This window comes from Methylophilus sp. Leaf408 (genome assembly GCF_916856905.1).
In the GTDB taxonomy this organism is placed as follows: domain Bacteria; phylum Pseudomonadota; class Gammaproteobacteria; order Burkholderiales; family Methylophilaceae; genus Methylophilus.
Window position 1 is genome coordinate 462,726 of sequence record NZ_CAKASK010000001.1, and the last position, 19,388, is coordinate 482,113.

At 50.7% G+C, this 19,388-nt stretch carries 13 protein-coding genes; 7 read left to right on the forward strand and 6 right to left on the reverse strand.

Annotation, left to right across the window (positions count from 1 at the left end; all coding sequences use genetic code 11):
- Positions 1–63 precede the first annotated feature (63 nt).
- A complete protein-coding gene (locus LPA26_RS02035) occupies positions 64–7,566 on the forward strand; it encodes a tetratricopeptide repeat protein (protein ID WP_229007136.1) in 7,503 nt (2,500 codons plus the stop codon).
- 409 nt (positions 7,567–7,975) lie between these two features.
- Here LPA26_RS02035 and LPA26_RS02040 read toward each other — a convergent pair whose 3' ends face one another.
- From LPA26_RS02040 to aepX, 6 genes are read right to left on the reverse strand one after another with little or no spacing between them, the layout of a single operon-like run.
- A complete protein-coding gene (locus LPA26_RS02040) occupies positions 7,976–9,367 on the reverse strand; it encodes a tetratricopeptide repeat protein (protein WP_229007137.1) in 1,392 nt (463 codons plus the stop codon).
- A gap of 9 nt (positions 9,368–9,376) precedes the next feature.
- Positions 9,377–10,075, reverse strand: coding sequence for a bifunctional 2-polyprenyl-6-hydroxyphenol methylase/3-demethylubiquinol 3-O-methyltransferase UbiG (locus tag LPA26_RS02045; RefSeq protein ID WP_229007138.1), 699 nt, complete (start codon positions 10,073–10,075; stop codon positions 9,377–9,379).
- Positions 10,072–10,482, reverse strand: a complete 411-nt coding sequence (locus tag LPA26_RS02050) for an adenylyltransferase/cytidyltransferase family protein (RefSeq protein WP_229007139.1) — start codon at positions 10,480–10,482, stop codon at positions 10,072–10,074. The genes LPA26_RS02045 and LPA26_RS02050 overlap by 4 nt, the downstream gene beginning before the upstream one ends.
- The gene (locus LPA26_RS02055) at positions 10,479–11,471 is read right to left on the reverse strand and encodes a hypothetical protein (RefSeq protein WP_229007140.1); all 993 of its coding nucleotides are present in this window, start codon (positions 11,469–11,471) and stop codon (positions 10,479–10,481) included. The genes LPA26_RS02050 and LPA26_RS02055 overlap by 4 nt, the downstream gene beginning before the upstream one ends.
- Positions 11,464–12,624: a phosphonopyruvate decarboxylase gene (aepY, locus tag LPA26_RS02060; protein ID WP_229007141.1), complete on the reverse strand. Its 1,161-nt coding sequence runs from the start codon at positions 12,622–12,624 to the stop codon at positions 11,464–11,466. Before aepY ends, LPA26_RS02055 begins: the two co-directional genes overlap by 8 nt.
- Before the next feature lie 17 nt (positions 12,625–12,641).
- A complete protein-coding gene (gene aepX, locus LPA26_RS02065) occupies positions 12,642–13,940 on the reverse strand; it encodes a phosphoenolpyruvate mutase (RefSeq protein WP_229007142.1) in 1,299 nt (432 codons plus the stop codon).
- A gap of 510 nt (positions 13,941–14,450) precedes the next feature.
- Between aepX and LPA26_RS02070 the strand changes: the two genes are divergently transcribed.
- The 6 genes from LPA26_RS02070 to LPA26_RS02095 all read left to right on the forward strand — a co-directional run bounded on the left by LPA26_RS02070 (position 14,451) and on the right by LPA26_RS02095 (position 19,387).
- The gene (locus LPA26_RS02070; protein ID WP_055830996.1) at positions 14,451–15,248 is read left to right on the forward strand and encodes a flagellin; all 798 of its coding nucleotides are present in this window, start codon (positions 14,451–14,453) and stop codon (positions 15,246–15,248) included.
- Between the two features lie 70 nt (positions 15,249–15,318).
- Positions 15,319–15,660: a flagellar protein FlaG gene (locus LPA26_RS02075; protein WP_088178548.1), complete on the forward strand. Its 342-nt coding sequence runs from the start codon at positions 15,319–15,321 to the stop codon at positions 15,658–15,660.
- 34 nt (positions 15,661–15,694) lie between these two features.
- A complete protein-coding gene (gene fliD / locus LPA26_RS02080; RefSeq protein WP_229007143.1) occupies positions 15,695–17,389 on the forward strand; it encodes a flagellar filament capping protein FliD in 1,695 nt (564 codons plus the stop codon).
- Positions 17,390–17,421: 32 nt separating this feature from the next.
- Entirely contained in the window at positions 17,422–17,922 is a 501-nt protein-coding gene (gene fliS / locus LPA26_RS02085) for a flagellar export chaperone FliS (RefSeq protein WP_229007144.1), read from the forward strand.
- Positions 17,923–17,926: 4 nt separating this feature from the next.
- Positions 17,927–18,259, forward strand: a complete 333-nt coding sequence (locus LPA26_RS02090; protein WP_055831004.1) for a flagellar protein FliT — start codon at positions 17,927–17,929, stop codon at positions 18,257–18,259.
- Complete coding sequence (locus LPA26_RS02095; protein ID WP_229007145.1) at positions 18,260–19,387, forward strand: flagellar hook-length control protein FliK; 1,128 nt, start codon at positions 18,260–18,262, stop codon at positions 19,385–19,387.
- Position 19,388: the final 1 nt, after the last annotated feature.

Consider the following 19,388-nt stretch of genomic DNA (forward strand, 5'->3'; position numbering starts at 1 on the left):
ATGCGTTTGTCGTCCGATGTCTCGTCGTCTGCTCACTCCCTGCAAAGGGATTGCAGCTATTGGATGCAACAGCTTGTTGAAGCCTGGAAACAGGGCGACTGGCCTGTGTGCCTGACATTGGCGCAGAAAATCACGACTGACTTCCCCGATGAGGGCCTGGCCTGGAAGTTACTGGGCAGCCTGTATCAGCAGCAAGATCAATTAAGCGCTGCCGTAGAAGCCTTTTCACAGGCAGGAAAATTGCTGAAGAAAGATGCCGAAGTATTCTATAACCTTGCGAATGTACATGCGCAGTTGCAGGAGCATCCACAAGCAATCAAACATTACCGCCAGACGCTCAAACTAAGCCCGGCCTTTAGCCGTGCCTATGCAAACTGGGCGAGCGTACTTAAAAAAACCGGTCAATTGAAAGAGGCCGAAAAACTATTGCGCCGTGGCCTGAATATTCACCAGCAGGATGGCCGTGTCAACTTTGAACTGGCAACCTTGCTGCATGAAGCAGACAAGCCATTGGAAGCGATCCAGTATTACCGCGAAGCGGCCGCTATCGAGCCAGGCAATGCCATCATCTTTTTTAACATGGCGGTCGCGCTGGAGCTATTGGGTAACGAAAGTGAAGCCATTCAGGCCTATGAAACAGCTATTGCACATCAGCCAGACTATGTGGAAGCTTATAGCCATCTGGGCGCGCTATATCTTAAAAAAGCCAATTTTGATGAAGCGGAGCAATGGCTGCTTGCGGGCTACGCTGTCAACTCGCAAGAATTATCCATATTAAAAAATCTGGCCAAGTTGTACCGGGTCACGCAACGCACACGCGAGTATCAGCATTACGTTGACCAGGTCATGCGCATGCAAGACTTTAATGCGGAGCAATTGAATAATGTAGCCGCTGAATTACTTGATCAGTGCCTGTACGCAGAGGCTGAGCGCTATTGCAATAAAGCTTTGGAGCAGGACCCGGGTAACCCTTATATTTATGGCAACCTGGGGTTGATCGAGAATGCACGTTCAGCGTTTGACAAGGCATGCCTCAACTTTGAAAAAGCCCTGGCGTTGTTGCCTGATTCTGAAGTGATACTGAGCAATTACAGTATCAGCCTGCGCCTGTTGGGCCGCTATCCTGAAGCGATTGCCAGCCTGGAAAAAGCCATCGCGCTCAAGCCTGACCATCTGTCAGCTTATATCAACCTGAGCAGTATTTACCTGGATCTGGGCAAAGCTGAACTGGCGATTGAGATACTGGAAAAAGTACTGGTACAGGACCCTGACCATGTTATGGCGCTGAGAAACCTGTTGTTTTCAGATAGCTATGTGAATTACCTGACTGAAGAAAAACATACTGCCTATGTTGCCAGACTTGGGCAGTTAATGATGCAGGAAAAAACGCCGTTCCAGGCATGGAACATCCACAAAAATGACCAGCGCTTACGCGTAGGTATTGTGTCTGCAGATCTGAGACGCCACCCGGTTGGTTATTTCATTGAAAACTGGGTAAAGCATTTTAATCCTGGCCAGCTGGAAGTCTATGGCTACTCTACCGATGGTCGTGAAGATGTACTCACGTACGAATTAAAAGGCTATTGCAACGAATGGCGCTCGCTGGCTGGTTTGACCGATGAACAGGCTGCACGCCTGATTCATAGCGATGGCATTCATGTTTTACTGGATTTGTCCGGCCTGACCGGAGGCACACGCTTACCTGTATTTGCCTGGAAACCGGCGCCGGTACAAGCTGCCTGGCTAGGTTACTGGGGTACCACTGGCTTGCCGGTGATGGATTATGTGATTGCTGACCCTGTCAGTGTCAATGCACAGGTGGCACAACGCTTTACCGAGCAAATTGCCTATCTGCCGCATACCAGATTGTGTTTTACGGCACCGCCATTCGATATTGCCGTCAATGCCTTACCTGCTGAACAATCGGGAGTTGTCACTTTCGGTTGCTATCAAAACTACACCAAGGTCACCGATGCGGTATTAACGCTTTGGGGACGCATTTTTGCGGCGAAGCCAGCAGCCAGGTTACGCTGGCAGTGCAAGACCTTCAACGATGCCGCCGCCAGGGCGGAAACCCTCGAAAGATTAGCGAACGTTGGTATCAATGCCGAACGTTGTGAATTGCTGGGAATGGTGACGCGGGAGGCTTACCTGAAGAGCCATCACGCAGTGGATATGATCCTGGATACTTTCCCCTTCAGTGGCGGTACTACGACTTGTGAAGCCCTGTGGATGGGTGTACCTACACTGACATTGTTGAGCGATACGCTGATCGGTCGCCAGGGTGCCAGCATGCTAACCTGCGCAGGCTTGAGCGACTGGGTGGCGGAAACTTCTGACGAATATGTAGAAAAAGCGGTGACATTCGCCAATGATTTGCCGGCTTTGGCCACCACGCGACTAGGTTTGCGGGCAAAAGTGTTGCAGTCACCATTGATGGATGCTGCACTATTTGCGCAAGATTTTGAAAGGCTGTTATTCAGCTTTTGGCAGCAGGCCACATCCGGTCTGAAGGAAAGTCAGCTACTTGCTCGCGCGCCAGTTCAGGCCGTGTTTAGCGGTGAGCAACCGGTATGGGTGGTCAGTGCCACACGCATGAGCGAAGAAGCCTTCTGGCGCGATGCGGCGCTGGGTAAATCTTTAAAACGCCATATGCGCCAGGATGCGCGACTGGTTGCCAGGATCGCTTGTGAAAACACGCGCGGCCTGTCCGAGATTTTTAATGACGCCATTGCTGCTGCGCCCGATGATGCCTTGCTGGTATTTATCCATGACGATGTCTGGATTGATGAAAATACTTTTGTACAAACAATCTCTGACGGCTTGCAGCAATACGACGTGATTGGGGTGGCCGGTAATGCCCGTATTCAGCCCGGCCAAACCGGCTGGTGCTTTGTCGATACCAAATTTACCTGGGATGACACCGCTTATCTGCGTGGTGCAGTCAGTCATGGCCAGCACGCCTTCGGTCCGGCATCCGCTTATGGCGAGCCTGCCGGTGCTGCGCAATTAATGGATGGCGTTTTCCTGGCCGCTTATAAAAAGCGACTGGTTGAATCACAGGTGAGCTTTGATCCGCAGTTTGACTTTCACTTTTATGACCTGGATTTTTGCCGTACCGCCACCCGTGCCGGATTGCAACTGGGTGTGTGGCCTTTGCGCATGACCCATCAAAGTGGCGGTGCATTTGGTACCCAGCGCTGGCGGGATAAATACCTGCAATATGCGCAAAAATGGGAACCAGCATTGCAAACACCATCCGCAGCGCTGGAAGCCTCCATTGCTGAAGTGTTTGACCAGGCAGCTGCGGAGCAGCAACTGGGCCGGTATGCTGCAGCACGCGCGCTGTACCAGGAAATCCTGCAGATTCATCCCCGGCATGCATTGTCATTACATAACCTGGGCCTGATTGCCTGGGATGAGCAACAGCACACGCAAGCGATTGCTTTATTTGAGCAGGCTCACAGATTGGAGCCCGAGCAATGGCAATTATTGAGTAATTACCTGAATGCGTTACACGGTTCAAATGACCCTCAATTCCAGGAATTACTGGGACAGGCATTGCAACGCGGCCAGCATACGCAAGCACTGAACGCTTTGCTAGCCTCATGGGGATTGGCAGAGCAGGCGACCAGTGTTCAAGCCCTGGAAGCTGAGGAGGCGGATTTACTTGGTCTGTTTGAGCTTGCCAAATACACCGAGATGCAACAGCGTTTGGACAGTGTGTTGCAACAGCACCCGGACTGGCTGAACGGCTGGAAAATGCTGAGCGACGTACGCATGTTGCTGAAGGAAGATGCACGCGAGCCGGCCAAGCGCGCCCTGGCACTCAATGCTAATGACCCGATAGAGCATTGCTATTACGGCCTGGTGCTGAAAGCACAGGGTGATTTGACCGCTGCCGTCCAGGCATTTGAACAAGCCATCGCACTGAAACCGGATTACGCAGCTGCCTACAATAACCTGGGTATTGTGCTGAAAGACCTGGGTGCCGTGGATAAAGCGATCGCCCACTTTAAACAGGCACTGACATTACAACCTGGCGATGCCGGTTGTTTCAGCAACCTGCTGTTTTGCATGAGCCATGCGCAAGGCATTCCCGCAGCAGAATTATTGCAGGCCCACCAGGCCTATGCAGAATTATATGAAGCACCGTTAAAAGCTCACTGGCAGCCACATGACAATGACCGAGACCTGGATAGGACACTGAAGGTAGGCTTTGTGTCTGCGGATTTCAGGGCGCATTCCATTCCCCATTTCCTCAAGCCATTGTTGCTTGGCTTGGCAAGTAACCAGCAACTGGAGTTGCATGCTTATTACAACCATCCAATAAGCGATCAAGTCACCGCAAAAATGCGTGAATATTTTGCCAGCTGGAAAGACGTCACTGAGCAGTCTGATGAGGCTCTGGCAAATACAATCCGCCAGGATGGCATTGATATCCTTATTGATTTATCCGGCCATACCTCAGGTAACCGCCTGCTGACATTTGCCAGGAAACCTGCGCCTATCCAGCTTAGCTGGCTGGGCTATATGAACACCACAGGCCTGGCTGCCATGGATTACTACCTGACTGATGAGGCATTGACGCCGGTTGGTGAGTTTGATGCTCAGTTCACTGAAAAACTGGTGCAGTTACCGGTAAATGCGCCATTTATGCCAGATACAAGCATGTCTGAGGTTAAGCCATTGCCTGCGTTAAGCAATGGTTATATCACCTTTGGCTGCTTTAACCGCCCGAACAAAATCACGCAGGCCACCGTACAGTTATGGGCACAGCTAATGCAAGTTGTGCCAGATAGCCGCATGATCCTGGGGGGGATATCCTCTTCAGAGAATGGCAGTCATCTGGTGAGCTGGTTTCGGCAGGCAGGTATTGCGGGTGACCGCCTGCAACTGGTTGCGCGCAGTCACATGGCTGACTATTTACAGCAATACCATCGTGTAGATATTTGCCTGGATACCTTTCCGTCGAATGGGCTCACCACTACCGCCCATGCCTTATGGATGGGTGTACCTACGCTTTGCCAGGTAGGTGATCGCCTCAACAGCCGCGGTGCAATGGCATTGATGCAGCATGCGGGCTTAAACAACTGGATTGCTACAGATGCACAGGCCTGGATAGCTCAAGGGGCCACTTTATGTGCTGATCTTGCAGCGCTGGCAGAAGTACGTAACGGCATGCGTGAGCGCTTGCAACAGTCATTGTTGTCACAGCCTGCCAAATTGTCAGCCACCCTGGCTGATGCATTACGCATTATGTGGCAACGCTGGTGCCAATGCCAGCCTGCACAATCTTTTAACATGCACTTGCTTGCAGAAGAGAGCGACGCCCTGGCGTCACCTGCAACCCAACTGACCGCAACCAAACAAATGACCTTAAAAGGACCCACCATGGAAACTTTAGCGATGCAATCTGCCCCTGCGGAAACAGCTTTAGACTCACAAAACGCTCACCAACAGACACTGGAACAAACCGTTGAAGAAGTCTTGCAACTGGCGATACAGCACCAGGAAAAAGGGGAGTTGACTGAGGCAGCAGCGCTGTATCAGGAGATTCTGGGGATTGCCCCGAAACATGATGTGGCTTATTACGGGCTGGGGCTTATTGCTTTGCAGGAATCCGCCAAAGCAGCGTTGCCGTTACTCGAGCAGGCTGTGATCCTGGCACCACAAACGCAGGATTACTGGACTGCCTATGTGCACGCCTTAATGCAAACCACAAATCAGAAAGAAGTGACTGAGGTCATCGCTTTCGCCAGACAGCATGGTTTGTCCGAAGCAGCAATCCAGCAACTGAACCAGGCCTGCCAGGAATTTTATGCGCAGGCTGCGCCGGTGACTGTTGCACCTGTTGCCACAGGCAACCAGAAACCAGCAACTGTCGGTGGTTATATTTACCGCGCGCAAGACAACTTTTACCAGCGTGCGCAGGCGGAAGCCTTTGGCTACGAGGATGCCGGTAATGCCGAGCAACGGTTGTATGACATCATCCGCCAGGCCCGCGACAAAAGTGTATTTTCGGATGAATTGGCTTCCAAAGCCACTGACTGGCCCAGCTATTACCACCTGACTTCACAACGCGCCAACCTGTTGCGTCCTTTTGCAGAGAAAATAGCTAACGGCAAGGTACTTGAGCTGGGTGCCGGTTGTGGTGCGATCACACGTTTCCTGGGTGAGCTGGGCGGGGAAGTGGTCGTGGTGGAGGGCAGTCCTAACCGCGCCCGTATCATCGGCCAACGCTGCGCTGAGTTAAAGAACGTCAATGTATTCTGCGATTTGATCCAGTCTTATGAGACGGATGAAAAATTTGATGTCGTCACTTTGATTGGCGTGCTGGAATACGCACAAGTGTATGTCAAGGAACCTAATCCGCTGCTGACTTTACTGCAAAAAGCCAAGTCTTTCCTGAAAAAAGACGGCATGCTGATTGTGGCGATTGAGAACCAGCTGGGCCTGAAGTATTTCAACGGCGCGCCTGAAGACCATATGGGTCAGGCGATGTATGGAATTAATGATTCCTACAGTACTACCAGCCCGATCACCTTCGGCCGCGTCGAGCTCGATGCATTGATCCGCAGCGCCGGTTTTGAAACGACAGAACTGTATGTGCCACTGCCTGATTACAAAACACCGGTCACTGTGATTTATCCTGAAGGGTTTAACACTGCGCATAAAGCAGCAGGCTGGGATATCGGTGCTTTGGCTGCCGGTTCAGTCGTGCATGACAGACAATCGCCACGTCATCCTACCTTCTCGCTGGAAAATGCATGGAAAGTCCTTGCGCGCAATAACCTGGTAGAAGACATGGCCAACTCGTTTATGTTCGTGGCTTATCCAACGCAGCAAACCGGCAAACAGCATCCTGAGGTACTGGCAGCCCATTATGGTTGCCAGCGCCAGGCAGTGTTCAGCAAGGAAACCCAATTCGTGCAGGCTGACAAGGGATTGGTAACACGCACGCGTAATACCGGTGAGACTATCAAACTGCTGACAGCAGACTGGGAACAATCTCCTTACCACGGCGGTACTTTATGGATGGATAAACTGACCCAATTGGTGAACCGTCCTGGATGGCGTGTAGAGCATCTTGCTGCCTGGGCTGAAGTATGGGTAAAAGCGCTTGCTGCCAATGCGACACAGGGTGGACATACCCTTCCGGAGTTTGCCGGTGCTACCGATTTACTGCCATCGAAATACTTTGATGCCACCCCGACTAATTTCGTGGTGGATACACAAGGGCAGGGCCATTTCTTTGATCTGGAATGGGACTTTTCCATTCCTTTACCAGTCTCGTTCGTGGCATTGCGTGGCCTGTTCCTGACGTTGCATCGCATCCGTGGCTGCGCCAAGCCGCATGCGAATACGCCATCTAATATTGGAGGCTTGTCACTGGCTATCCTGGAGACACTGGGGTATACCTACCAGGATCATGAGTTGCAGGCGTTTATCAGTGTATTCAACCGTTTGCAGAACCTGATCCAGGGCTTGCCGGAACAACATGTGAATGGCTTGACGGCGGAATTCTCCCGCGCTGTATTGCCGGTGCGTCAGCTGTTTACTTAATGAACGTGGTTTGATGAAGCCTGCCATTGCGAAGTGGCAGGCTTTTTTATGGTTGCTGGATATGAAGCTCAGCAGACTAGCAAACTGTATGCTTAGTTTGCTTACAACAAAGAACAGTAGCTTTGAGGGTTTAATCGGTATTTCTTTGGTTATTCACCTATGTATTTCGCCCTTAGGCGAGTTACTTATTCTTTGGGCAGGCAAAGAAAAGTAACTCGCCTAGAGGCGAAAAGCAACGCTCAAATCATTCAAAGAATTATCAATTAAAACCTCACGGCAAGTGCAGAATTGACACTGTATTGATATCAGGCCAAGCATACACCTAGCCTGAATTGCCCCTGGCAGGGCGCGATTGTTGCTGCAGAAGCCTGCCGTTGTGCAGGCTCAGAGCATCAATTGCTACCGGAAACTAAAACATCGTTTCCATACACTTGCGTATATGAGGAATAGATGCCGCCGAATTAGGCGCATGCTTGCTCAGTTTCACCAGCGTCTGCAACGCCTTATCCGCCTTCTGCTGCAAACAATACACTTCCGTCAGATTGCTCAGCGGAATCGCAGGGTTTTCCTGCGCGAAATGCACCGCTTTTTCCAGCAGCATCTCGGCATCTTCAAATTGCCCCTGGCTGACCAGCAAGGTACCCAGGTCGTTGTAGGGTTCCCAGCAGGTACTGCCTTTTTTGATCAGCTCCAGCATTATCTGGGTAGACAGTTGCATATCGCCTTCTGCAGCCAGCTGTTCTGCATGCTGGTAAGTCGTACGGTCAATTTCTACCTGGGCTATCAGTGGCGGTGTCGGTAATGGCTGGCCTTGCAAGGCTGCGACCATATTGTCGACAATCAGTCTGGCGCTTTCACCAAGATGGGCAAATTGCTGTTTTTTATTCGTATCAATCTCGGTCTGGTATTGCTGCGGATTCTCCAGCACATTCAATACGGTGTCGCGCAGGTTGGCGCGTGTGGTTTTGGTGACATAATCATATGGCACGCAAGCCGGTCTTGGTGGGTTGGTGTCAGGAATCACCCAGTCAATCACCGCTACGCCGGGCACGTCCAGCAGCAAAGCTTCGGTCAGCACACTGGATTCGTCAGATACCATGACATCGGCCAGCCCCAGGCAATACATAATGCTGATCTCGCGATCAATCACATAGACATTGTCGGCGCAGCCTCTGTGCAGGGCATCCATCTCGTCAATATTATTCAGCACCCAGCGGTATTTTTCTGACCAGGGCGCCTGTTTCAGCAGGAGGTTGACCGGCAAATCTTTTAATGCCTGTACAAAGTCATCCTGCTTGCCGTGGTTTTCCCAGGAAGGAGCATACAACACAGAGCGCTCGTATTTCAGGCCCAGTTGCTCGCGCAAGGCTTTCGCCTGTTGCTTGAATTCATCCTGGTTGCGGTAGACCAGGTCGGCCTTGGGCCAGCCCAGGTCAAATACGCCTAATTTAGGCCTGGCCTTGGCAAATACTGCCTGGGTTTGCCAGCGGTCTACCCAGTTGGCGCCGGGTACGATGCCCATATCAAAGGCATCCCACGGTTCGTGATGCCAGAAATGCGGCCAGATATCATGGCGCTGTGCCAGATCGTGCAGCAATATGATGGAAAAGCCGGCATTGGGCTTGCAAGCATGCTCGCAATAGACACCGATTTCAGCATACTGCCTGGAATCCATGCTCCATTGAATCGGGAAACCTCTGCCTGCCGCTTCATCCGCGATAGGTGCTAATGCCTGTCGCTCGCAATTATCGGTATAAAAAAAAGTAATCGCAGGCAGGGTGCTAAGTGTGGATGTCGTCATGATCAGTCGTTATCCATGTAAATGTTTGGAGAAAATCACACTGAAGCGAAATTCGCTTTGCGTATAGTTGGGCACGCAGCTTTCGAAGGCCTGGTGTGGCCATTGCGGCAACTGATTGATAAACCATTCCGGAGTGTAATAAGTGTGGTGCAAACCACGGTATTTCTCTTCGTATTCAGCCTCAGTCAGCGCTTCACGGCGAGCCAGCTCACAGGCCTCCCTAGTGGCCGCATTCGGGACATCCAGTATGGCAATCCCATGCCTGGCTTTTTTCCACATGGCTTGTAATACCTGTGCGGCGGTAGCTTCATCGAAATAGTGAAAAACGCTATTGGCAATGACAAAATCGTAGCCTGTTTCGGTATCGAGAGACTGGGCACCTTGTACCAGGAATTCACCGTCTGGCATGGCTTTTTGTGCAGCTTCTATCAAGCCTGCGGCATAATCCAGGCCGGCGACTTCCAGTGCCATCTGCTCGCGCAACGAAAACAGGAAAGCGCCGGCACCGCAACCTACTTCAAATACGGAGTTGCCCGGTTTCAGGCCCAGCTTTTCACTGATACGGCGGGTATATTCCTGCCAGTCGGCCAGGTTGATCTTGCCGGCACCGCTATCAAAGCCATCCAGCGAGATCAAGGTCTCTAGCGTGATTGTATGTTGCGGTTGCAGGGTACGTTTTTCCCAGATTTGTTGCCATAAATTGCTCATGAGTTAGCTTCCATTTTTTGACTGACGGCTTTGAGCACACGGGCACGCAACTGCGTGCTGCTGATACCTTCTGTGCGTGGCAGAATATGTAATTTTTCAGCCGCGATCGGGTTGCTGTTGTCGTGACCGTGTACCAGTAGATCGATATTGTGCTGCGCTAAAAACGCTTCATCCAGCAGCCAGGGGCTGGGCACAACTTCATCGACATCTCGCATTGCCAGTAACACTTCTGCGCGAGCGGCATAATCCAGCTCAGGCTCATAGCCTTTCTTGCTGCGGATTTCTTCGTCGGTGGTCAAGGCTACTACTACGTGCCCTAGCTGTTTCGCCTGTTTCAGCAGGCGGACATGCCCGTGATGGATCAGGGTGGCGGACATATCAACCATGATGCGTTTTGGTGCGTTCACGCCAGTACCTCCAGCATATTTAAGATCTCACCCGTTGCCGCTGAACCGAGGTGCGCTTCACCCAGGTGGCAGACCACGCTACCACGGCTGATGCCGCGTGGTGCATACAACACGGCACGTGGGTCACGCGAGCCTATCCTGGCATCTACCCAGGTGCACAATGCAGGCTGGTGACTCGCCGGATGGGTGGCATAGCTTGAAAATTTTTGCAGCATGGCCGTTTTATTAATAAATACGGCCTCGCGTAAATCATTATGCTTGGGCAACACTTCATATAATGAAGCAATTGCATGGTAAGGGCCGGTCATGCGCCGCTCCAGATGCGTATGCAGGTTCAGGTAAAACCCGTCTACGCTATTGGTCGGCAACTGGTTAAATGCAATGAATGCAGCACCGGTCAGGCCAAACAGTCCTTTGCAGGAACTATAGGCAATCACATCCGCCTGGTCGTGGTCGGCTTCCAGGCCGATAGAGGCGGTCGCATCCAGGAAAAGTTGTGCATCTACGCGGTTTGCCAGCACACGTAATTCATTCATGGGTAGTTTCAGGCCTATGCTGGTTTCGGTGTAGCAGGCGACGACCCAGTCATATTGTCCAGCAATATCTGCAATATCCAGCCAGTTGACCACGGTAACCGTACGCACATGGCCCAGACGCTGGGCTGCTTCGGCAAAACTTGCCAGGCGTTGGGCATAGTAGCCGCTGTCTATCACCAGCACTTTGCCGAACAGGAAATTCAGTGAGGCGATTTCCAGCGCCAGGCTGGCAGAGCCTTGCAGGCGGGCGATCTGGGCATGACCTGTCATGCTTTTTAATGCATCGAGGACAGCCTGTTCTACCTGCTGGTAATCTGTATCGCCACGGCCAAAACACGGACGCAAGCCGAGCAGGTTTTCTTCCAGCAAACTGGCTGGCCCAGCAGTAAATAAGGCTTTGGCACTATTTTTCTGCGTGATATGCGCCAATAGAGTTGGCGACTGGTCAGGCATACGCGACCTCTTCCAAAAATTGCATAAAGTCTTGTTTGTTCTGTGCCGGTGTACGGGTAGGGCGACCTAAATCAGCACGTGCTCCACGTCGGCACAGCACCTCGATAAAGCAGCTTTGGCCCAGGCTCAAGGCATACTGCAATGCCTCACTGAGCTGGCTGTTCGAACTGACCCGGATGACCCACTGGTAACCGGCTGCTTTGGCTATGCTGGAAAGATTTAATTGTGCGGCCACGGTAGGCTGGCCGCCAACAGAATCATGCGCACCATTGTTAAAGACGATATGTACCAGGTTGTGTTGTTGTGCGCTCAATGTCAGGCTGCCCATATGCATCAGCAGGGCGCCATCACCATCCAGGCAAACCACTTGCCGGTCCGGCTGTGCCAACGCAATGCCGCAGGCAATTTGTGAAGCATGCCCCATGCCGCCTACGGTCAAAAAATCTCGTGCATGACCGCTATTGTTTGCATGCCTGAATTCAAACAGCTCGCGCGATGCCATGCCAGTCGTGGAAACCACGGCGACATCATTGGAAAGCAGGCTGACGATACGCGTCAGCATATCCTCACGGCTAGGCAGTAAAGCATCTTTGCCCGCTGGTTTGTTGGCCGATTTTGGTTTGTAAGGCGCAAAGCTTTGTTTGCGCACCACCAAAGCCACCGGGCCTGACCGGCGTTTTGCCAGGGATAGCAGCCGGCGGGTTTGTGTCAATGCGCAACTAAGATCAGTCTGGAAAATTTCAAACGGAATACCCATGATTTCCAATTGCTCAAGCGTGATCTGGCCTTGCTTGACGTGCTGCGGTTCATCATGGATCTGCGTACCATCCTGCTGCATTTCACCACGCCAGCCAATCACCATCAGCATGGGGATACCATAAATCTGCGGGTCAGCCAGGGAAGCGACAGGGTTCACCACATTGCCTAGACCGGAATTCTGCATATAGACCAGTGCCGGACTGCCAGTGGCAAGGTAATGCCCCATGGCCAGACCAGTAGCACCCCCTTCATTGGCGGCAATCACATGTTTCTGTTCAGGCAGGCGATCAGAAAAGCAGGCGCATAACTCCTTTAATAAGGAATCAGGCACACCGGTAAAAAACTGCACGCCTGCCAGTTGCAGCGCCTCAAGAAATGCACCAGCTTCTATCATGGTGGATGCTCCTTTTATTATTTGGTACCAGGGATCAGTGACAACACGTCGTTGATCGACATCAGTTCGGATTCGACTTCTGCGGTCCGCCCATTTTTGAGAATTTCCATGGCCGTACGCTGCATGGCCGGATAAGCTGCACGCATCATGTGGTTGGCATAGATCACCAGGTTGAATCCACGGGCGGCCAGTTCTTCTTCGGTCACCGTGCAGTAACTGGTAGGTACACACACCAATGGTGTCGTCGGGAATTCGGATTTAAAGATTTTGGCAAACTCGAATACTTCGTCCGGCGATTTCTGGCGGCTGTGTATCATGATGCCGTCCACGCCTGCACCGACATAAGCTTGTGCACGTTTGACGGCGTCTTCCATGCCTTTTTCCAGGATCAGGCTTTCGATACGTGCAATCACCATAAAGTCATCACTGACACGGGCGGCACGGCCGGCGGCGATCTTGTCGCAGAAGGGTTGAATGTCATCCTGCAATTGCGTAACCTCATTGCCAAACAGAGAATTCTTTTTTAAGCCTATCTTGTCTTCAATGATGGTGGCGGAAATACCAAGGCGTTCCATGCTGCGCACATTAAGTTCAAAGTGCTCCAGCTTGCCGCCGGTATCAGCGTCCATCACCAATGGTTTGGTCGTGACATCGAAAATATCGTTGATATTGGATAAACGGCTGTTGATCTCCAGTGCTTCAATATCCGGTTTGCCGCGCGCAGTGGAGTCTGTCAGTGAACTGGACCAGAAACCATCGAACTGGCAGTTCTTGCCATTGCGTTGGGCGATCGCATGCTCTGCAATGAGGGCCGAGATAGGGTTATGTGCTTCAATAAAACGCGAAATCGGTTTGGCAGCCAGCAATCTTTTTAAGGTACGGCGGCGGATATCCGGCGTGGTCCCCAGCGTCTGTATCTGGCCCAGCATCTCGTTGGATGAGATGCCGCGGGTATAAGGAATCTCGATCAGATGGCCGCCATATTCAGCCAGTGCTGCGCGGGCGCGTTCACGATAAGGCAGTAATGGACCATCCAGCCAGTCATCACCATGCACCATGATGTCAGGCTTGTGTTTCAGCAGGTTGGGTGCGTAGTCCCATTCGTCCTGTGGCACGACATTGACCACACCGCGAATATTCTCAACGATAGATTTACGTTGATCATAAGTCAGGTAGGGCAAGCGTTTGTGATCTGCCACAGCCGCATCCGACAATAAACCAATCGTGACATCGCCGTACTTTCTTGCCTGCTCGATGATATTGATATGTCCGTGATGCAGAATATCTACCGTCATACCTACATAAACTGATGCCATGCAACACTCCTATATATGCCTTGTTCACATCCGCCAGAAAGGCGAGCTGAACATCTGTAGGAATTATGAAGTGCAGGGCATGAAATTAATTGTGTGAAAAACGCCTTAAAGTACCTTTAAATCCTTATCTATATATAAGGTTGCTTTTCAGGCAGATATCGCATCAGCTAGTTAAATAAATTAAGAGGTGATTCACGGCTAACTCCGCAAATGAGTTTGGGCGGGCCTTATTTAAAATAGGTCAAATTGAATTTATAACCATTAAATTTAAACAAGGATTAAAGAACTCCGAAGAGCCGTCGTTAACAGAAACAAGTGCTCGACCGATGTAAAGATGTAAAAAAAGAAATTTTAAATGCAACATTAAAGAAATTTCGGAAGCGGTCGATAACATAAACAACAACGATGAATTAGCAAGATTTAGTAAGTAGTAAGCGAATCAACGTTGAAGTAATAGTAATACGACGATTTGACACTTAACTGGATATACGACTCTCAAGGAGAAATAACATGGCTGCTGTAATTAACACAAACATTGCATCTTTAAACGCACAACGTAACCTGAGTGCTTCACAATCAAGCATGAATCAATCGATTCAACGTTTGTCTTCAGGTCTGCGCATTAACAGTTCTAAAGATGACGCTGCTGGCTTGGCAATTGCTACACGTATGGACGCACAAATCCGCGGTATGGATGTAGCGGTTCGTAACTCTAACGACGCGATTTCTTTCCTGCAAACTGCTGAAGGTGGTTTGAGCAAAGGTACTGACGCTTTACAACGTATGCGTGAACTGGCTGTACAGGCTGCTAACGGTTCTTATAGCTCTGGTGACCGTGCAAACCTGAATGCTGAATTCTCACAACTGTCTTCAGAATTGACCCGCTTGAGCACTGCCACCAAGTTCAACGGTGAGCCAGCTTTAGGTCAGGGCTATCAGTTCCAGGTAGGTGCAGATGCATCTGACACTATCAGCGTTAGCTCTGTAGCTGCGGTAAGTATGTCTGGTTCCCTGTCTACAGCAGCTTCTGCTTCTGCTGCACTGACAGCGATCGATGCGGCACTGGATACAGTGAACACCAACCGTGCGACATTGGGTGCTTACCAAAACCGTTTTGAATCTGTGATCAGCAACCTGCAAATTTCGTCTGAGAACATGTCTGCTGCCAAGTCTCGTATCATGGATGCCGACTTTGCTTCAGAAACAGCGAAGATGACACGTGCACAGATCCTGCAACAAGCTGGTACAGCAATGTTGGCTCAGGCGAACCAGTTGCCTAACCAAGTGATGACACTGTTAAGAGGTTAATTCCCTAACCAGTTGAATCCCATCCACAGAGACCCGTCTCTGTGGATTTAGGTTAAGCAGAAGGAGCATTATCATGAGTCAATCTATAGATGGAGTAGGCGGACGTCCGGTAAGCGGACTGGCTGCTGTAAACAGTCTTAAGTTGGTGAAGTATGGAAGTGGTGAGCAAAAACCTGCTGAGGTGTTAGACAAGGCAACCTTGACAGGTGCAGTCAACAAACTGAATGAGTATGTTGCCCCTGCATTGCAGACCATTGAGTTTTCAATTGATGATGAGTCTGATCGCATTGTGGTGAAAGTAGTGGATACCGAAACGCAAAAGGTATTACGCCAGATCCCGAATGAAGAAGTGCTTGCGATTAGTAAAACCCTGGATAAGTTGCGTGGCCTGGTGATCAGGCAAACGGTCTAGGGTAACTTTGTTTAAAGTGTCTGGAGAATAAAAGATGGCTTCAATTACATCCACAACCGGGGCATCCGGCTTAGCAATCGATTCGATTGTGACAGGATTGATGACGATTGAGAAACAGCCATTGACTCAAATCCAGACCCAGATTACATCCTATAACAGCAAGCTTTCTGCCTACGGTAAACTGAATAGTGGTTTAAGTGCTTTTCAGGCAGCAGTGGATAAACTGGCTACTGCAGCCAAATTCACAGCACAATCAGTCAAAGTTTCTGATGGCAGCAGTATCGTAGCCACGGCTGACGGTACAGCGGCAAATGGAAACTACAATATTTCCGTTACGCAACTGGCGGCTTCGCAAAAAATTGCTACCTCTGCCTATGCCAATGCCACAGACATCATCGGCACCGGTACCCTGAATATTTCGTTCGGCACTTTTACCGCTGCGGATAGCGGAAACGGTACTCCGGCAAGTTTTAGTGCCAATGCGGATAAACAGGCGATCAGTATTACGATAGATAGCACCAACAATACGCTGGCTGGTATCCGGGATGCAATCAATGCAAAAAATGCGTCTGTATCTGCCTCGATTGTAAATGACGGCAGTGGCAACCGTCTGGTCATCACTTCAAAAGATACCGGCGCAGTGAACAGCCTGAAAATCGATGTGACCGACAGCGATGGCAACAGCACGGATGGCACAGGGTTATCTGCGCTGGCCTATGATCCTATGGGTGCAGTCGGGACCGGTAAAAACATGACCCAGCTTGTAGCGGCACAAAATGCATTGTTAACCGTGGATGGATTAAGCATCAGCAAATCAAGCAATACCCTGAATGACGTTATCCAGGGGGTGACTTTAAACCTGAAATCTATCACTGCAACCAGTGCAACCCTGGAAGTAGCGACAGATACAGACACCATCCAGGCATCAGTACAGAATTTTGTCGATGCCTACAATAAATTAAATACCACTTTGCGTGACCTGACCAAGTTTGTGGAAGGCGGTTCTACTTCCAATGGTCCGTTATTGGGTGACTCCACCACCCGTGACATCATGGTGAAGCTGAAGTCTATGCTGGCTCGCCCTTCAACGACGGCAACTACCTTCCGTACATTGGGCGATATCGGTGTGAAATCGGATTACAAAGATGGCACGTTAACTCTGGATACCGCGAAACTGACAAGCGCATTAAGCACGAATCTGGGTGATGTAGCCAAGTTATTCGCACCCTCTGCAAAAACTTCAGATCCTCAGGTGACTTATGTCAGCAGCTCCGCCAAAACACAGACTGGTACTTATGCCATCAATGTGACCAGCCTGGGTAGCAGTACACAGGATGCCAGCGGCATGATTAATGGTGTGACTGCCTATGGTAGTGGTGCCAGTTTGATTGGTGCGGCTGACAACGCTGCACAAGGTTTGAAAGTCGCTATCAATGGTTCTGCCACCGGTGCACGTGGAACAGTCACATTTAACAAAGGCCTGGCCGGAGAATTAAGCAGCATGATAGGCAGCTGGCTGGACAGCACTGGTTCAGTAACCACCAAAACCGAAGGTATCCAGACATCGATTAAAGCATTGAACAAACGATCATCGGATTTGAGCGCCAAGCTGCCAGCCATTGAAGCCCGTTACAGGGCGCAATATGCAAAACTGGATGCATTGCTGTCTGGCATGCAAAGCACAAGCTCATATCTTAGCCAGCAAATTGCTGCATTGAATAAAAGCTAACAGCATCAAGAATTAGGAATCAGGAGAATTTTATGTTTGGGACAAAACAATCAGGTATCAATGCTTATGCAAAAGTTGGCTTGGAAACAGGCGTGGTGGATGCCAGCCCATTAAAGCTGACTGTGATGCTTTATGAAGGCGCTATTACTGCGTGCATTCATGCCCAGCAAGCAATCCAGCAAGGCAATATCGAGAAAAAAGGCCAATGCCTGACCAAGGCCGTGACCATTATCGATAATGGCTTACGCTCAAGCCTGGACAAACGTGCCGGTGGCCAGATTGCCAGCAACCTGGACCAGTTGTACCAATATATGACCCGTAGCCTGATGCAGGCCAGCCTGCACCTCGATGCGAAAAAAGTAAATGAAATACAGCAACTGTTGATGGAGTTGAAAACTGCGTGGGAATCCCTGGAAAAATCCGGTGTACAAAAGACAGCCCAGGCTGGCGCACCTTTCAATGCAATGGTTTCCCAAAAGGCACAGTCCATTCCTGCCGTAAACACTAATCGTTTGGTTGTTGCCGGAGTATAAGCGTATGTCAAAAGCACTGATTGATACCTATGAATCTTCTGCGAAAATCATGGAGCAGATGCTGATCGCCGCCAGGCAAAGTGCCTGGGAGAAAGTCACCGAGCTCGAGCAATCTTATATGCTCAAAATTGAGGTGATTAAAACCCTGGAACAAAATCTGAGGTTGCAGTCCGAGACATTAAGCCCGGAAGAGCATGGCCGCAAACAGAAACTGGTGCAGAAGATCCTGGCTGACGATGGTGAGATACGTAATTTGCTGTACCCCGTCATGCACAGGATTACCGATATGATTTTTGATGCGCAGCTACATGCGCGCATACCGCCGGACGCCATATAGATGATTCCTATTCCGCAAGTTCTCGCTAATCGTTTCGTTGCACAAGAAACAGAGGGCTTGCGTGCCGTCTCCTCTATCATGCCGGTCGAAGGGGCACAATCCGAAGCACCTTTATGGAGCCGCTTGCGCCCGGGAATGCAGTTCTCCGGGATGATCCTGCAAAAAGAATCCAATGCCGCCAATGGCTCCGAATTAGCCAATTTCAAAGTCCAGGTTCAACTCCCTAACCAGCAACCGGCTGTGGTACAGATGCAACTACCAGCACATCTTGCCCAGCAGCAAGCCCTGCAAATGCAATACTTGGGTCAGGCAGCTACTGGGAAAGATGCACAAAGCGTATATCCTCAGGTGCGGTGGGGAATACAGACACAGAATAAAAGTGCTGATCAGCCTGCCACCAGCTTGGTGACGGCCGGGTCGCTGACCGCGTCGCAGTCAGATGCAACGGACAATTTGCCTCAGTTATTAGGGGCCATGGCCGGCCAGACTGCCAGCCAGGTAGATTTAAGTAACCCTGCCCAGCAATTACAACGCTGGCTAAGCTCACCCATGTTTCAACAACAGGCGAGTGCATTGCAGGCGCAAGCCATTGTCAGCCATAGCCCGCAAAAGCCACAAGTGCTGGCACAAGACTTGAAGCATGCACTGGATAGCTCAGGCCTGTTTTACGAATCCCACTTGAAAGATGCCGCGCTAGGCAGCCGCCCATGGCATCAGTTATTGCAGGAACCACAAAACAAACCAAATTTTGTGCCGCCGGAAATGGTGGCGCAACAGCTCCAGGTGCTGGAACAGCAACGACTGGCCTGGCATGGCGAAGTCTGGCCAGGGCAAAGCATGCAATGGGAAATCAGCGAGCGTGAGTCTTCTGCCCATTCGTCGGATGACCCGACCTTGAACGCCATTCAAAGTAACCTGAAATTACAACTGCCGCGCCTGGGCGAAGTCTCAGTGCGTATCACCATGGTGAATGGCCGTTTTTCAATTCGTGTACAACCGCAGGAGGCCAACATACTGGCGACTATGCAATCGACGCGTAGTCAGCTAGCCATGAATCTTCAGTCCGCCGGGCTAACGCTGGAATCATTACAGATTACCAGCGAGACACATGAAGCAGTCAGCCAATAAT

Coding starts and splice junctions, on each gene's coding strand:
- fliD (WP_229007143.1), top strand. CDS start 15,695: ATGGCTTCAATTACATCCACAACCGGGGCATCCGGCTTAGCAATCGAT.
- LPA26_RS02095 (WP_229007145.1), top strand. CDS start 18,260: ATGATTCCTATTCCGCAAGTTCTCGCTAATCGTTTCGTTGCACAAGAA.
- LPA26_RS02090 (WP_055831004.1), top strand. CDS start 17,927: ATGTCAAAAGCACTGATTGATACCTATGAATCTTCTGCGAAAATCATG.
- fliS (WP_229007144.1), top strand. CDS start 17,422: ATGTTTGGGACAAAACAATCAGGTATCAATGCTTATGCAAAAGTTGGC.
- LPA26_RS02055 (WP_229007140.1), bottom strand. CDS start 11,471: ATGCCTGACCAGTCGCCAACTCTATTGGCGCATATCACGCAGAAAAAT.
- LPA26_RS02045 (WP_229007138.1), bottom strand. CDS start 10,075: ATGAGCAATTTATGGCAACAAATCTGGGAAAAACGTACCCTGCAACCG.
- LPA26_RS02040 (WP_229007137.1), bottom strand. CDS start 9,367: ATGACGACATCCACACTTAGCACCCTGCCTGCGATTACTTTTTTTTAT.
- aepY (WP_229007141.1), bottom strand. CDS start 12,624: ATGATAGAAGCTGGTGCATTTCTTGAGGCGCTGCAACTGGCAGGCGTG.
- LPA26_RS02070 (WP_055830996.1), top strand. CDS start 14,451: ATGGCTGCTGTAATTAACACAAACATTGCATCTTTAAACGCACAACGT.
- LPA26_RS02035 (WP_229007136.1), top strand. CDS start 64: ATGCAACAGCTTGTTGAAGCCTGGAAACAGGGCGACTGGCCTGTGTGC.
- aepX (WP_229007142.1), bottom strand. CDS start 13,940: ATGGCATCAGTTTATGTAGGTATGACGGTAGATATTCTGCATCACGGA.